We start from the raw sequence: 14,880 nt of genomic DNA, 5'->3' as shown, positions 1-14,880 counted from the left end.
ACCGGCGGCGGTCCTCGCCGCAACCGCCGCCGGCATCCACTGGTACGGCCGGCGGCGGGGAAAGGTTCGACGTCAGGCGGGGGTGTGACCGTACGCGGTCGTCCGCTTGCGGGCCGGTCGACCGGCCGCCGCCGCGATCGCCCTGAGCTGCTCCTCGGTCCGGGCCGAGCCGTTGCCCGAGCCGGCCATCCGGGAGATGGTCTCCTCCATCAGGGTGCCGCCCAGGTCGTTGCAGCCACCCCGGAGCATCGCCGCCGTGCCCTCGTCGCCGAGCTTCACCCAGGAGCACTGGATGTTGGCGATCCGGCCGTGCAGCAGCAGCCGGGCCATCGCGTGCACCGCCCGGTTCTCCCGCCAGGTCGGCCCGGGGCGGGCGATCCCGGCCAGGTAGATCGGCGCGTTGGTGTGCACGAACGGCAGCGCCACGAACTCGGTGAAGCCGCCGGTGCGGTCCTGCACCCCGGCCAGCACCCGGAAGTGGGCGAGCCACTGGCCCGGGTGGTCCACGTGGCCGTACATCATCGTGGAGCTGGACCGGATGCCCAGCTCGTGGGCCGTGCTGACCACCTCCACCCAGGCGGCGGCCGGCAGCTTGCCCTTGGTGAGCACCCAGCGCACATCGTCGTCGAGGATCTCCGCGGCGGTGCCCGGGATGGTGTCCAGCCCGGCCTCGCGGAGCTGGAGCAGCCACTCCTTCACCGGCACGCCGGCCTTGGCCGCCGCGGTGACGATCTCCATCGGGGAGAACGCGTGCACGTGCATCCCCGGTACCCGGGCCTTGATCGCCCGGACGATGTCGGCGTACCCGGTGACCGGCAGCTTCGGGTCGATGCCGCCCTGCAGGCAGACCTCGCTGGCACCGGCCGCCCACGCCTCCTCCGCCCGGTCGGCGACCTGGTCCAGGGAGAGCCGGAACGCGTCGGCGTCGGTCTCCCGCTGCGCGAAGGCGCAGAACCGGCAGCCGACGTAGCAGACGTTGCTGAAGTTGATGTTGCGGTTGACCACGTAGGTGACGTCGTCGCCGACCGCGCCCCGGCGGACGTCGTCGGCGATCCGGCACAGCTCGTCCAGCGCCGGCCCGTCCGCGCCGAACAGCGCCAGCGCCTTCGCCTCGTGCCCCGGTGCGAGCAGCGCCGCCGGGTCGTCGGCCGCCAGCCGCAGGCCGGCCCGCAGGTCCGGATCGCTCGACCCGCCCGCCGGGGCGCTGACCCGGCCGGCCACCGCCGACCAGTCACCGTAGACGCTGTCGAAGTCACCACGCCGGTCCCCGGTCCGTCCGCTGGTGTCGATGGTGGCGTGCAGATCGGTCCGCCCACCGAACACCTCCTCCGGCTCCTGCCAGGGCCGGCCCACCGGACGGGCCGCCTCGACGGCGAGCCCGGTCGCCGGGTCGGCGAGAGCCGTGACGTGCGGCAGCAGGCGCGGGTCCAGCCACGGGTCGCCGGCCCGGACGTACTCGGGGTAGATGGTCAGCCGCTCGCGCAGGGTGAAGCCGGCCCGGGCCGTGCGCCGGGCCAGCTCGTCGAGCTGGGGCCAGGGCCGCTCCGGGTTGACGTGGTCCGGGGTGACCGGAGAGACGCCGCCCCAGTCGTCGATGCCGGCGCGCAGGAGGAGGTCGTACTCCCCCTCGATGAGGTTCGGCGGGGCCTGGACGCGGGCCTTCGGGCCGAGCAGAACGCGGGCCACCGCCACCGTGGCGGCGAGGTCGTGCAGCTCAGCGTCCGGCATCCCGCGCATCGCGGTGTCCGGCTTGGCACGGAAGTTCTGCACGATCAGCTCCTGGAGGTGGCCGTACTCCCGCATCCGCCGGCGGATCGCGAAGAGCGCGTCCACCCGCTCGGCCAGGGTCTCCCCGATGCCGATCAGGATGCCCGTGGTGAACGGCACACCGACCCGGCCGGCGTCGTCGAGCACCCGGAGCCGGACGGCGGGCTCCTTGTCCGGAGAGCCGAAGTGCGGTCCGCCCGGTTCGGACCAGAGCCGGGTCGCGGTGGTCTCCAGCATCATGCCCATGCTCGGCGCCACCGGCTTGAGGCGTTGCAGCTCCGCCCAGGAAAGCACGCCCGGGTTGAGGTGCGGCAGCAGGCCGGTCTCCTCCAGCACCGCCACCGCGCAGGCGCGCAGATAGTCGACGGTGGAGTCGTAGCCCCGCTCGTCCAGCCACTGCCGGGCCGCCGGCCAGCGCTCCTCCGGACGGTCGCCGAGGGTGAACAGCGCCTCCTTGCAGCCCTGCGCGGCGCCCTCCCGAGCGATGGCGAGGACCTCGTCCTTCTCCAGGTACGCGGCGGGCAGCCGGTGCGGCACCGTGGCGAAGGTGCAGTAGTGGCAACGGTCCCGGCAGAGCCGGGTCAGCGGGATGAAGACCTTCTTGGAGAAGGTGACCACGCCCGGGCGGCCGGCCTCGCGCAGCCCGGCGTCGCGCACCTCACCGGCGATCCGGAGCAGCTCCTCCAGCGCGGGGCCGCGCGCGGCCAGCAGGGCGCACACCTCGGCGACGTCGAGCGCCCGCCCCGTCGCGGCCCGGCGCAGCGCCCGCTGGACACTCGCCTCCGTCGGGACGGCCTCGGTGCGATCAACCATCCGTCCAGCCTAGGCGCTGGTCGACCCGCGCCCACCCGACCCCGCCCGCCCGGCGTTCGCCGGCAAGGCCACCTCTTCCGAGTTCGACGCGACTGTTTCAGGGAAAGAGTGGCCACCCGGGGCGGGGAAGCCACTCTTTCCCTGAAACAGTCGCCTGGTCGGGCGGAGCGTGTGCGAGGGCGCCGGCGTCAGCGCGGGTTGTTCGGGTCGTCCCGGTCGAAGCGCTGGGTCCGGTCACTGTCCTGCGGCGCCTGCTGGCCGAACTCGGCCGGCTGGCGCGGGATGGCCTGGGTCGGGTCCGCCGACGGCGGCTGGCCGAACGGCGGGGCCGGGTGCGAAGTGCCGAACGGCGGCACCGACTGCGGGACGTGCGGTGGGGCGGACTGCGGTGGGGCGGACTGCGGGGCGTGCGGTGGGGCGGCGTTGAACGGCGGGGCCGACTGCGGCGGACCGTACTGGCCGGGCACCGGATAGCCGCCGGGCTGGTTCGGCTGGCCGCCGGGGGCGTACCCGCCGGGGCCGGGAGCCGGGTAACCGCCCGGCTGGCCGGGGTAGCCGCCCGACTGCTGCGGCCAACCCGGCTGCGGTTGTCCGTACACACCGGGCTGCGGCGTGGGCTTCGGGACGTGGTAGAGGGTGCGCCAGATCTTGAACACCACGAACGCGGCGATCCCGAAGACGGCCAGCCAGGCCAGCCGGGTGAGCAGCCCGAGGAAGGCGTCCAGCACCGCGGCGTCGGCGAGCCGACCGACCAGCCAGATCAGCAGGGTGAGCGCGCCGAACAGGGCGGCGAACGCGTACTCGCCGAGGGCGGCCTGGGTGATCAGCTTTGCCTTGGGCAGCACCGGACGGACGTGGGTGGCGAGCAGCACGGCCAGCACCGGCAGCACGGCCGCCTCGGCGCCGATGAAGGCGAAAAAGGTGCTTCCGGCCCGGCCGCTGAAGGTGCTGTAGTTGTCCATCGGCACCAGCAGCCGGAGCAGGCCGACGAAGAGCAGCACGGCGTTGGCGCCGAGCAGGACGAGCGCGGCCAGTTCGCGCAGTGGCTTGGTCACCTGGCTGGCCTGCGTCGCGTCGCTGGACGCGGGCTCGGCGGGGCTGGTCACGAACTCCCCCTGAGGACGAAAACGGACAGTTGCCGACGTGAGCCTAGTCTCCCCGGCCGGCAGCCGATCGACGGCCGCGCGTGGGGAAGGATGGACACCATGCGCATCGTGGTTCTGGCCGGCGGAATCGGGGGTGCCCGGTTCCTGCTCGGCGTCCGGGCGTACGCCCGCGAGGTGGGGGCCGAGGTGACCGCCGTGGTCAACGTCGGCGACGATCTGCTGCTGCACGGACTGAAGGTCTGCCCGGACCTGGACAGCGTGATGTACACGCTGGGCGGCGGCGCCGACCCGGAGCGGGGCTGGGGCCGGGTGGGCGAGACCTGGACGGTCAAGTCGGAGCTGGCCGCGTACGGGGCGGAGCCGACCTGGTTCGGGCTCGGCGACAAGGACATCGCCACCCACCTGGTCCGGACGACGATGCTCAACGCCGGCTACCCGCTGTCCCAGGTGACCGAGGCGCTCGCGACCCGCTGGCAGCCCGGCGTGCGCCTGCTGCCGGCGACCGACGACCGGCTGGAGACGCACGTGGTCGTGAGCGGACGGAGTGAGCCCGCGGTGGCGAGCAGCGCCGACCCGGTGGGCGCCGACGGCGGCCAGCGCGCGATCCACTTCCAGGAGTGGTGGGTGCGCCACCGGGCGGAGATACCGACCCACCGGTTCGTCTTCGTCGGGGCGGAGACCGCGAAGCCCGCGCCGGGCGTCCTGGAGGCGATCGGCGCGGCGGACGTGGTGCTGGTCGCGCCGAGCAACCCGGTGGTGAGCATCGCCCCGATCCTGGCCGTGCCGGGGCTGCGGGAGGCGGTGGCCGACGGGCCGGCCCCGGTGGTCGGGGTGTCCCCGATCATCGGTGGCGCGCCGGTGCGCGGCATGGCCGACCGCTGCCTCGCCGTGCTCGGCGTGGAGTGCAGCGCGGCGGGGGTGGGCGGCCTCTACGGTGGCCGGTCGGCCGGCGGCCTGCTGGACGGCTGGCTGGTCGCGCCCGAGGACGAGGGAACGGTGGTGCCGGACGTGACCGTACGCTCGGCGCCGCTGCGAATGACCGACGAGGCGGCCACGGCGACGATGGTCCGGGCCGCGTTGGAGCTGGTGTGAGGCTGGAGATCCTGCCGGTGCTGGGCATCGGCGACGTGACCGAGGGCGACGACCTGGCGGCGCTGATCGCCACCGCCGCCCCGTGGCTGCGCGACGGCGACGTGCTGGTGGTGACCAGCAAGATCGTGTCGAAGGCGGAAGGTCGGCTGGTCGACGTGCCGGCGGACGGTCCCGACCGGCTCGCCGCCCGGGACGAGGTGCTCGCCGGGGAGACGGCCCGGGTGGTGGCCACCCGGGGCGCGACCCGGATCGTGCAGACCCACCACGGCTTCGTGATGGCCGCCGCCGGGATCGACGCGTCGAACGTGGACAAGACCCGCCTGGTGCTGCTGCCGAGGGACCCGGACGCCTCCGCCCGGGCGCTGCGGGCCGCGCTGCGCGAGCAGTACCACCTCGACGTCGCGGTGATCATCAGCGACACGATGGGCCGGCCGTGGCGCAACGGCCTCACCGATGTGGCGCTCGGGGTCGCCGGGATGCCGGCGATCCGCGACCACCGTGGCGAGATCGACCCGTACGGCAACGAGCTCCAGCTGACCCAGCTCGCCGTGGTGGACGAACTGGCCGGCGCCGCCGAGCTGATCAAGGGCAAGTGCGACCAGGTGCCGGTGGCCGTCGTCCGGGGCTACCCGGGCGTGGCGGGCTCGGCGGACGGCGACGGCGCCCGGGCGTTGGTCCGGGACGCCGCCCTGGACCTCTTCTCGCTGGGCACGGCAGAGGCGAAGGCCGCCGGGCTCCGGGAGGCCGCCACCCTTGCCGACGGCCCTGGCGGGACGCCGGCCGACCCGGCCGCCGTCGACCGGGCGATCGCCGCGGTCGCCGACGTGGTCGCGCCCGGCACCGTCTTCACCCACGTCACCGACGAGGAGGTACGCGCCGGGCTGGTCGAAACCGTGCCCGACTGGCCCGAGCAGGCCACCGGACTGGTGCTGGGCGCGCCACCGACCCCGGTGGATTCGGCGGACCTGGTGCGCTTCGGCGCCGACCTGCAGCGGCTGCGGACCGCCCTGGCCGCCGAGGGCGTCTCCTCCGCGCTGCTCGCGGCCCCAACGGGCAGCACCGCCAGCGCCACCCTGGCTGTCTGACCGGGAGCCCACCCTGGATCGACTCGGGTTGCGGCAGGCCGCGGCCTCCCCGACGGTTGATGGCCCGACCTGCCGCAGGACGAGTTGATCAGGCGGCGGGGCCTGCGGCGGGCCGAGCGCGGGGCGGACGTCGCGGCGGGCCGAGCGCGGGTCAGGCGTCGCGGCGGGCCGAGCGCGGGTCAGGCGTCGAGGACGGCGCGGCCGAGGGGGGTCAGCGTGTGCAGCACGGTGTTGCGGTCGCGGTGGCTGACCAGCAGCCCGGCGTTGCGCAGCACACTGGTGTGCTGGCTGGCCGCGGCGGCGGAGATGCTCAGCCGGCGGGCCATCTCCCCGGTGGTGCAGCCGTTGTCGGCGGCGGCCAGCACGGCGGCCCGGGTCCGGCCGAGCAGGGCGGCGAGGGCGTCCCGGTCGCCGTCGTCGGTGTCGCGGGGGGTCGCCAGGCCGCCCAGCCGGTCGACCGGATAGACCAGCACCGGGGGCAGTGCCGGGTCGAGGAGCGCGACCGGGGTCCGGGCGCAGAAGAAGGACGGGACCAGCAGCAGGCCGCGGCCGTCCAGGCGCAGCTCGCGGGTGTCCGGGTAGTCGAGCACCTCGAGCACCCCGTCGGCCCAGCGCATGCTGGGCCGGAGGCTGGCGAGCAACCCCTCGGGGCCACCGTCGAGCATGGCCCGGGCCCGCCTCGCCCGGTCGGCCTCCACCGCGGCCTGGATCCGCGACCAGTACGGGGCGACCGCGAACGCCCGGTAGCGCGTCATCGAGTCGGTGAGGTGGCGCAGCACCTCGGGCTCGCCCCGGGCCAGCGCGTCGGCCGGGGCGGGCAGCGGATTCTCCTCGGCCAGCAGGGTCAGGTCGCGGCGCAGCAGGCTGACCGGGGTGCCGCGGACCGCGGCCAGTCCCGCCTCGAACCCGTCTCGGGAGGCGTACGGGGTGAGGAAGTCGGGGAAGTAGCCGCGGGGCGGATTGAGCGCGAAGAGGAGGCGGAACTGCTCGCCGTCGCTCTCCGTATGCAGGGCGCGGGCCACGGCGCGCCGCCATTCGAGCAGCAGCGGTTCACGCCCGCGGCCCTGAAGCAGGTGCAGGCTGAGGACCAGTTCCCAGACCGGGTCCGCGGCGGGGGCCACCCTGGTACGCAGGATGTCCTCGCTCGAGAAGATGATCTTCAGCATGGAGCGCTCTCCTGGCGGCGGGCAGAGGGATTGCCCGCCTCCTCTGGCACTGTAACCCGCCGGCACTAATCTCCACTTTTAAGCCTGGGCTGAAAAACCTCGACGGCGACCGAGGCGGTTCGGCACACTACCGTTGCCCGCCAGGGCCGGAGGTCGCACTCCGGTCCAGGGCTACCGGGAGATCGGGGGCACGGACGACCGGGCGGCACCACGAGGGTCTGCGGCTTTCTCCGCAGGGGTGCACCCGGTCGTCCCCCGGGACCGGGCCGGCTCAGCCGATCCGGGGTACCAGCCATCCGGTGGTCCCGTCGGCCACGAGGTGGCAGGTCCCTCGCGGCCCGGCGCCGGCCAGTGCGTCCCGGGCGGGATCCCACCGCGAGGCGACAGCCAGAGCATGGAGCACGCGCTCGTAGAGTGTCGGGGTGCACACCGACCTGGGGACGTACGCCGACCTGCACGCCGACGCCACCGCGGTGCTGAGTCGCTGGACGGCGACCAGCCCGGCCGCCGCCGCGCACCGGGACCGGACCTTGGAGCTGCTGGCCGCCGGACCGGTGGCGCTGGGCCGGAGTCACCGGCCCGGCCACGTCACCGCGAGCGCGCTGGTGCTCGACCCGACCGGCGCCCGGGTGCTGCTCTGCCTGCACGGCAAGTTCCGCAGGTGGGTGCAGCTCGGCGGGCACTGCGAGCCCGGCGACCGGACCCTCGCGGCGGCGGCGCTGCGCGAGGCGACCGAGGAGTCCGGGATCGCCGGTCTGGTGGTCGACCCGGTGCCGATCGACGTGGACATCCACCCGGTGTCCTGCCAGGGCGGTTCGCTGCACTACGACGTCCGGTTCGCCGTGCTCGCCCCCGCCGGGGCGACCGAGCGGGTCAGCGACGAATCCGAGGCTCTCGGCTGGTTCCCGCCGGACCGGCTGCCCGAACCGCTGGCCGACGCCACCGCTCAACTCGTCGCGCCGGCGCTGGCCGCGCTGGCCCGCCGCGCCGACAGCTGAGCCGCCGGCACGGACGCGGCGGCCCCTTCGCCCCGCCGGTTGGACGGGCGTGGGCGACGGGGCCGCCGCCCCCGATCAGATCAGGCTCTCCTCGCCACGTTCCTTGAGTTCGTCGACGACCTTCTTGACGTCCTGCGCCCGGTCCCGCGGGCAGACCAGCAGCGCGTCGGGGGTGTCCACGACGATCAGGTCGTGGAGCCCGACGGTGGCGACCAGCCGGCCGGACTGCGGCACCACCACGGTGCCGCTGGTGTCGTGCAGCAGCACACCGGGCTTGGCGTCGCCGCCGAGCACCACGTTGCCGTGGGCATCGGCGGGTAGCACCTCGCCGAGGGTGTGGAAGTCACCGACGTCGTTCCAGCCGAAGTCGCCGGGCACGGTCGCCACCCGGCCGGCGGTGGCCGCGCCCTCCATCACCGCGTAGTCGACGGAGATCTTCGCCAGGGTCGGCCAGACGGTGCCCAGGACGTCGTCCTGCTCCGGCGTGCCCCACGCCGCCGCGATCGCGGTGATGCCGGCGTGCAGGGCCGGCTGCTGCCGGGCCAGCTCGGCCAGGAACACGTCCACCCGCCAGACGAACATGCTGGCGTTCCAGAGGTGCCGGCCGGAGCGGACGTAGACCTCGGCCACCTCCGCGGCCGGCTTCTCCTTGAACTCGGCCACCGGGCGCAGCGGGCCGGCCCCCACCGGATCGCCGGTCTCCAGATAGCCGTAGCCGGTCTCCGGCCGGGTCGGGGTGATGCCCACCGTCATCAGCAGCCCTTCCTCGGCACCCCGGATCGCCTGCCGGACCACCTCGGCCCACCGCGCTGGGTCGCCGATCAGGTGGTCGGCGGCGAACGAGCCCATCACCGCGGCCGGGTGGCGCTCGGCGATCACCGCCGCGGCCAGGGCGATCGCCGCGCAGGAGTCCCGGGGCGAGGGCTCGACCAGGATGTTCTCCTCGGGCAGGCCAGCCAGCTGCCGGGCCACCGCCGCGACGTGCGCGGCCCCGGTGACCACCAGCGTGCGCTCCGGTGTGGTCAGCGGCGCCAGCCGGTCCACCGTCGCCTGCAGCAGCGAGCGGGCGGTGCCGGTCAGCGGGTGGAGGAACTTGGGATGGCCGGCACGGGACAGCGGCCACAACCTTGTGCCGCTGCCACCCGCCGGGATGACGGCGTAGAACATCAGCACATCATGCCCGAAGCGGGCGACCGGCCACCGGTGGTCACGCCGACCCGCAGCGGGACGCTCAGGAGCGGGCCCGGCTCCACGCGGCGATGTGTACCTCCGCGCTGGACTCCCAGGTGAACTCCTTGGCCCGATCGAAGCCGGCCTTGGCCAGGGCGAGCCGCCGCTGCTCGTCGTCCAGCAGGGCGGCCAGGTCGGTGGCGATCTGGTCCGGGTCCTCGCTGGTGTACGCCACCGCGTCGCCGCCCACCTCGGGCAGGGAGAGCCGCGGCGTGGTCAGCACCGGCGCCGCGCACGCCATCGCCTCCAGGATCGGCAGGCCGAACCCCTCGCCGTACGACGGGTAGGCGGCGACCAGCGCGCCGCCGAGGAAACCCGGCAGGTCGGCGTAGCGGAGGTAGCCGGGGCGGAGCAGCCGCAGGTGCGAGGGGACATCGGCCACCGCCCGGTCGATGTCGTCGTCGTGCCCCTGCCCACCGGCGATCACCAGCGCCGGCGGGTTCTCCCGGTCGGCCACCGCGCGGGCCCAGCCGCGGATCAGGTTGGGTACGTTCTTGCGCGGCTCCTTCGCCCCGAGGAAAGCGATGTAGCTGCTGCTGCCCAGGCCGAGGCGGGCCCGGACCCGCGCCTTCTCCTCCTCGCCCGGGGCGTGGAAGGCGGCGTGGTCGACCCCGTGGTACGCCACGTCGATCCGGGTCGGGTCGGCGTCCAGCAGCCGGATCAGCTCGTCGCGGGTGGCCTTGCTCGGCACGATCACCCGGTCGGCGCGGCGCAGCGAGGTCTTGATCGCGCTGCGGAAGAACGTCCGGCGGGACTTGTCGTAGTGCTCCGGCTCCGTGAAGAACGTCGCATCGTGCACGGTGACCGTCACCGGGCAGCCGGCCCGCAGCGGGCAGGTGTAGAAGGGCGAGTGCAGCACCTCGGCGCCGACCTGCTGGGCCAGCAGCGGCAGGCCGGTCTGCTCCCAGGCGAGCCGGGCCGGGCGGTGCGCGACCGCCGCCGGGGCGGGAATGACCTCGGCGCCGGGCAGCATCCGGGTGTAGCGCTCGAGGTCGGTGCGGAGGCTGACCACTGCCAGGTCCACGGCGGACCCGCAGACGCCACCGAGCGCGCCGAGCAGGCCGTCGACGTATCTACCGACGCCGCCACGGTCGGCGGGGACACTCGTGGCGTCGATGAGCACGCGGGGCGGGCGACCGGCGGTCACGGGGCGACTCCTCAGGCTGGCGGGTCTGTGGGGAACAACACTGTCGGCAAGCCTACGCCGGGGTGGGGTCCCGACGCTGACTGCGACCCGACGGTACGCCGACTTGTCGTTGTCATCGAGTACGGACTTCGACCGCGTATCGTTCGCGCCGATGGCCGACAACATTGCCCGGGTGTTCGCCGACGCGATCGCGACCGACCCGACCCGACCGCTGCTGACCTGGTACGACGATGCCACCGGCGAGCGCACCGAACTCTCCGGCGCGACGCTGGCGAACTGGGTGGCCAAGACGGCCAACCTGCTCGTCGACGAGGCCGCCCTCGCTCCCGGCGACCCGGCGGCCGTGCTGCTGCCTCCGCACTGGCAGACCGCCGCCGTCCTGCTCGGCTGCTGGTCGGCGAAGCTGACCGTGGTCGACGCCCCGGGCGACGTGGACGTGCTCTTCGCCGCCGCGTCCCGGGTCGACGCGGCGGCGGGCTGGTCGGCCGGCGAGCGGTACGTCCTGGCGCTCGACCCGTTCGCCCTGCCGATGCGGGAGGTGCCGGCCGGGTTCGCCGACTTCGTCTCGACGGTGCGCGGGCACGGCGACCACTTCACCCCGGTGCCGCAGCCCGGCGCGGCGGACGCGGAGCTGCTGGCCCGGGCCGCCCGACGGATGTCGGACGAGCGGTTCGCCGCCGGTGACCGGGTGCTGATCGACGTGTCAGCCCACCCCGACCCGGTCGACTGGCTGCTCGCCCCCCTGCTGTCCGGCGCCAGCATGGTCCTCTGCGGCAACCTCGACCGCACCCGGCTCGAATCCCGCGCCAAGGCCGAACGCATCCACCACGCCTTTCTCTGACCCCGGCCCCTGCCTCCCCCGACGATGGAGTCGTGGCACCCGGAAGGCCGCGTTCACCCCCCTACCCAAGGGGCAGGAACCCCGGGATCGCCGGCGCGAGGTGCCGGGGTCAGGCGGGGGTGGGGTCGCCGGTGCGGGCGCGGCGCTGGGCGAGCGCGGCGAAGGCGGTGAGGGACTCGGGGTTGGCCAGGGCGCCCTTGGCCGCCGCCGAGTCCACCGGGGTGCCGGTGAGGATCTTCTTCACCGGCACCTCCAGCTTCTTCGCCGAGAGCGTGCGCGGAACGGCGCGGACCTGGTGGATCTCGTCGGGCACGTGCCGGGGCGACAGCGCGGTACGCAGCTCACGGTTGATCTTCTTGCGCAGCTCGTCGTCCAGTTCGAGGCCCTCGGCGAGCACCACGAACAGCAGCAGCTCGCCGGCCCCGCCCTGGTCGTCCTCCAGGTGCACGACCACCGAGTCGACCACCTCGTCCAGCCCCTCGACCACCGAGTAGAACTCGGCGGTGCCGAGCCGGACGCCGCCCCGGTTCAGCGTGGCGTCGGAGCGGCCGGTGATCACGCAGCCGCCCCGCTCGTTGATGGTGATCCAGTCGCCGTGCCGCCATACGCCCGGGTAGACCTCGAAGTACGCCTCCCGGAACCGGCTGCCCTCCGGGTCGTTCCAGAAGCCCACCGGCATGCTCGGCATCGGCTCGGTGATCACCAGCTCGCCCAGCTCCCCGACGACCGGGGTGCCGTCGGCCGAGCGGGCCTCCACCTTGGCCCCGAGCGCGCGGCAGGTGATCTCCCCGGCGTGCACCGGCAGCAGCGGCACACCACCCACGAAGCCGGTGCAGACGTCCGTGCCGCCGGAGAGCGACTGGAGCTGGAGGCGGTCGCCGACGTTCTCGTACACCCAGGTGAAGCCCTCGACGGGCAGCGGCGCGCCGGTCGAGCCGACCCCGCGCAGCGCGGAGAGGTCGGCGATCGCCTTCGGGACCAGGTTGGCCTTGCGGCAGGCCAGCAGGAACGGCGCCGAGGTGCCGAAGTACGTGGTCCCGGTCTCGGCGGCCAGCCGCCAGAGCTCGCCCAGGTCCGGGTGGCCCGGGTTGCCGTCGAAGAGCACGATCGTGGCGCCCACCGCCGGCCCGGAGACCAGGAAGTTCCACATCATCCAGCCGGTGGTGGTGAACCAGAAGAACCGGTCGGCCGGGCCCAGGTCGTGGTGCAGGGCCAGCATCTTCAGGTGTTCCAGCAGGATGCCGCCGTGGCCGTGCACGATCGGCTTCGGCAGGCCGGTGGTGCCGGAGGAGTAGAGCACGTAGAGCGGGTGGTCGAACGGCACCGGGGTGAAGGTCAGCGGCTCATCGGTCTCCGCCGCCAGCTCGGCCCAGGAGATCACGCCCTCGGGTGGCGAGCCGGCCGGGTCGAGGTACGCGATGCTGACGGTGTGCGCCAGTGACGGCAGGGCGGCCCGGATCGCGGCCACCTCGCCCCGCCGGTCGACCGGCTTGTCGCCGTACCGGTAGCCGTCCACGGCGACCAGCACCTTCGGCTCGATCTGCTGCCAGCGGTCGGTGACGCTGCGGGTGCCGAACTCGGGGGCGCAGGAGGAGAAGATCGCGCCCAGGCTGCTGGTGGCCAGCAGCAGCACGAAGGTCTCCGGGATGTTCGGCGCGTACGCCGCCACCCGGTCGCCGCGGCCGACACCGAGCCGGCGCAGCCCGGCCGCCACCCGACGGACCTGCTCGCGCAGCTGCCCGGCGGTCAACGTCTCGGGCGCGCGGGTCTGCCCGTGCGCGATCACCACCGGCTCGTCGTCGCCCCGGCCCGGCATCCGCAGCACGTTCTCGGCGTAGTTGAGCGTGGCGTCGGGGAACCACCGGGTGCCCGGCATGCCCCGGTCGGCGAGCGTGGCGGCCGGCGGGGTGTGCGCGATCACCTCGAAGTAGTCCCAGATCGACTGCCAGAAGGCGTCGAGATCGGTCACCGACCAGCGCCACAGCGCGTCGTAGTCGGTGAACTCCAGACCACGGTGCTCGGCCAGCCAGCGCAGGTAGTCGCCGATCCGGGACCGCTCACGCACGTCGACCGGCGGCGTCCACAGCACGTCACCCACAGCTCCACCCTCCCTGAGGCCCGTCACGACACTGTGCATGGGCCGTGGCGCCATCTTGCCCTACCTCGCCAGGCCATTGTCCGCACCGGGTGCCGCCGAGGGGGCGTGGGCGGCCCACACCGCGTGGCCCGCAGGTGTGTGGCCGCCGCCCGCCCGCGCCCGGGCGCCCCGCCGCGCGGTCTCAGCCGGCGCGGTGCGCCTGGATCGCCCGGCGGCGGGCCAGCCGGTGCGCCCGGCGGATCTCCGCCTCCCGGTAGCGCCGCTGGTCCTCGGGGGTCTCCGGCAGCACCGGCCGGACCGGGCGGGGCGCGCCGCTCACGTCCACCCCGACGAAGACCAGGTACGCGGTGGCCACCCGGACCGGCTCGTCCTCGGCCGAGTCCCAGCGCTCGGCGACCACCTTCACCCCCACCTCCATCGAGGTGTGCCCGGTCCAGTTGACCTGGGCGTGCGCGTGCACCAGGTCGCCCACCCGGACCGGTTCGGAGAAGACGATCTCGTCGATCGAGGCGGTGACCGCGGTCCCGCCGCTGTGCCGCGCGGCGGCCGCCCCGGCGACGTCGTCGACGAACTTCATCAGTACCCCACCGTGCACGGTGCCGTACAGATTGACGTCGACCGCGGTCATGATCCGGCTGAGCGTGACCCGCGAGTAGGGGGTCGGCTTGCCCGCCAGCCCGGTGGAGGGGTGATCTGTCATGCCAGAAACGGTACGGTGCGCGGATGCGACATCTCTGGAGCTTCCTCGCCGGGGTGGTGGTGGCACCCGTCACCTGGGTGCTCGTCACCCTCGGTCAGGATGGATCTGGACGCACCATCCACCGCTGGGTGGAACTCGGTACGTACAGCACGCCCAACCTGATCGAGCCGGCCGTCTATCTGGGCGTCGCCGGCATCCTGCTCGGCCTGCTCGCCACGCTGCGTTTCTCGCCGCTCGGCCCGCTGGTGGCCGGACTGCTGCTGGCCGTCCCGTACCTCGGGATGTTCGTCGCGCCGTTCACCATCCGTGACCGGATCCCCGCGGGCTGGAAGATGCTCGGGGATCCGCTGCCGCTGCGCCAGCCGTTGGAGAACGGCACGCTGTTCCTGATCGGCGTGCTGCTGCTGATGGCCGTGTTCAGCGTGCAGCGCTGGCGGCAGTGGCCCGGGCAGCCGGCCGACGAGGCGGAGCTGACCCCGGTCGACAAGCCGATCGAGACCCCCCACTCGTTCGGCGACTGGCCCCCGACCGACGCGACGAAGGACGCCGACACCGTCCCGCCCACCCTGGGCTATCCCGACCCCACCCCCACCGAACCCCTGCCCCGCCGCGCCAGCGGCGAGTCGCCATGGTCCGCGCCCCCGCGCTCGACCGGCCGGCCGGAGGGCACCGCCGGAATCCGTTGAAACGCCGCGGGGGGGGCGGGGGCCCCCGCCCCCCCCCCCCCCCCCCCCCCCCACCCTCCCCCCCCCCCCCCCCCTCCCCCCCCGCCCCCCCCCCCCCCCCCCCCCCGCCCTCCCGACACCCCCCCCCCCCCCCCCCCCCCCCCGCCACCCC

At 74.3% G+C, this 14,880-nt stretch carries 12 protein-coding genes; 5 read left to right on the top strand and 7 right to left on the bottom strand.

Going from position 1 to position 14,880, the window contains the following annotated elements:
• Positions 1–72: 72 nt before the first annotated feature.
• A complete protein-coding gene (locus ACL02O_RS15050; RefSeq protein WP_412818681.1) occupies positions 73–2,580 on the bottom strand; it encodes a bifunctional FO biosynthesis protein CofGH in 2,508 nt (835 codons plus the stop codon).
• A gap of 188 nt (positions 2,581–2,768) precedes the next feature.
• On the bottom strand, positions 2,769–3,686 hold the full coding sequence (locus ACL02O_RS15045; protein WP_412818680.1) for a hypothetical protein: 918 nt from the start codon (positions 3,684–3,686) through the stop codon (positions 2,769–2,771).
• Positions 3,687–3,785: 99 nt separating this feature from the next.
• Between ACL02O_RS15045 and cofD the strand changes: the two genes are divergently transcribed.
• On the top strand, positions 3,786–4,778 hold the full coding sequence (gene cofD / locus ACL02O_RS15040) for a 2-phospho-L-lactate transferase (RefSeq protein WP_412818679.1): 993 nt from the start codon (positions 3,786–3,788) through the stop codon (positions 4,776–4,778).
• Positions 4,775–5,863: a coenzyme F420-0:L-glutamate ligase gene (locus ACL02O_RS15035; protein ID WP_412818678.1), complete on the top strand. Its 1,089-nt coding sequence runs from the start codon at positions 4,775–4,777 to the stop codon at positions 5,861–5,863. Before cofD ends, ACL02O_RS15035 begins: the two co-directional genes overlap by 4 nt.
• A gap of 179 nt (positions 5,864–6,042) precedes the next feature.
• Here the strand turns inward: ACL02O_RS15035 and ACL02O_RS15030 are convergent, their stop codons facing one another.
• Positions 6,043–7,029: an ArsR/SmtB family transcription factor gene (locus ACL02O_RS15030; protein ID WP_412818677.1), complete on the bottom strand. Its 987-nt coding sequence runs from the start codon at positions 7,027–7,029 to the stop codon at positions 6,043–6,045.
• A 422-nt stretch (positions 7,030–7,451) separates the two neighbouring features.
• Between ACL02O_RS15030 and ACL02O_RS15025 the strand changes: the two genes are divergently transcribed.
• Complete coding sequence (locus tag ACL02O_RS15025; protein ID WP_412818676.1) at positions 7,452–8,027, top strand: NUDIX hydrolase; 576 nt, start codon at positions 7,452–7,454, stop codon at positions 8,025–8,027.
• A 75-nt stretch (positions 8,028–8,102) separates the two neighbouring features.
• Here ACL02O_RS15025 and ACL02O_RS15020 read toward each other — a convergent pair whose 3' ends face one another.
• Together ACL02O_RS15020 and ACL02O_RS15015 are read right to left on the bottom strand one after the other, a co-directional pair.
• Complete coding sequence (locus ACL02O_RS15020; protein WP_412818675.1) at positions 8,103–9,194, bottom strand: mannose-1-phosphate guanylyltransferase; 1,092 nt, start codon at positions 9,192–9,194, stop codon at positions 8,103–8,105.
• Positions 9,195–9,258: 64 nt separating this feature from the next.
• The gene (locus ACL02O_RS15015) at positions 9,259–10,404 is read right to left on the bottom strand and encodes a glycosyltransferase family 4 protein (RefSeq protein ID WP_412818674.1); all 1,146 of its coding nucleotides are present in this window, start codon (positions 10,402–10,404) and stop codon (positions 9,259–9,261) included.
• A 151-nt stretch (positions 10,405–10,555) separates the two neighbouring features.
• On the opposite strand from ACL02O_RS15015, the gene ACL02O_RS15010 reads away from it, so the two are divergent.
• Complete coding sequence (locus ACL02O_RS15010; protein WP_412818673.1) at positions 10,556–11,245, top strand: TIGR03089 family protein; 690 nt, start codon at positions 10,556–10,558, stop codon at positions 11,243–11,245.
• A 109-nt stretch (positions 11,246–11,354) separates the two neighbouring features.
• Here the strand turns inward: ACL02O_RS15010 and ACL02O_RS15005 are convergent, their stop codons facing one another.
• Both ACL02O_RS15005 and ACL02O_RS15000 read right to left on the bottom strand, forming a co-directional pair.
• On the bottom strand, positions 11,355–13,343 hold the full coding sequence (locus ACL02O_RS15005; protein WP_412818672.1) for an acetoacetate--CoA ligase: 1,989 nt from the start codon (positions 13,341–13,343) through the stop codon (positions 11,355–11,357).
• 181 nt (positions 13,344–13,524) lie between these two features.
• The gene (locus ACL02O_RS15000) at positions 13,525–14,043 is read right to left on the bottom strand and encodes an acyl-CoA thioesterase (protein WP_412818671.1); all 519 of its coding nucleotides are present in this window, start codon (positions 14,041–14,043) and stop codon (positions 13,525–13,527) included.
• A gap of 23 nt (positions 14,044–14,066) precedes the next feature.
• On the opposite strand from ACL02O_RS15000, the gene ACL02O_RS14995 reads away from it, so the two are divergent.
• On the top strand, positions 14,067–14,729 hold the full coding sequence (locus ACL02O_RS14995) for a hypothetical protein (protein WP_412818670.1): 663 nt from the start codon (positions 14,067–14,069) through the stop codon (positions 14,727–14,729).
• Positions 14,730–14,880 lie beyond the last annotated feature (151 nt).

It is taken from the genome of Micromonospora mangrovicola (genome assembly GCF_047200535.1).
In the GTDB taxonomy this organism is placed as follows: domain Bacteria; phylum Actinomycetota; class Actinomycetes; order Mycobacteriales; family Micromonosporaceae; genus Micromonospora.
The sequence above is the reverse complement of the archived record's forward strand: the minus strand, read 5'-3'. Positions and strand labels throughout refer to the sequence as shown.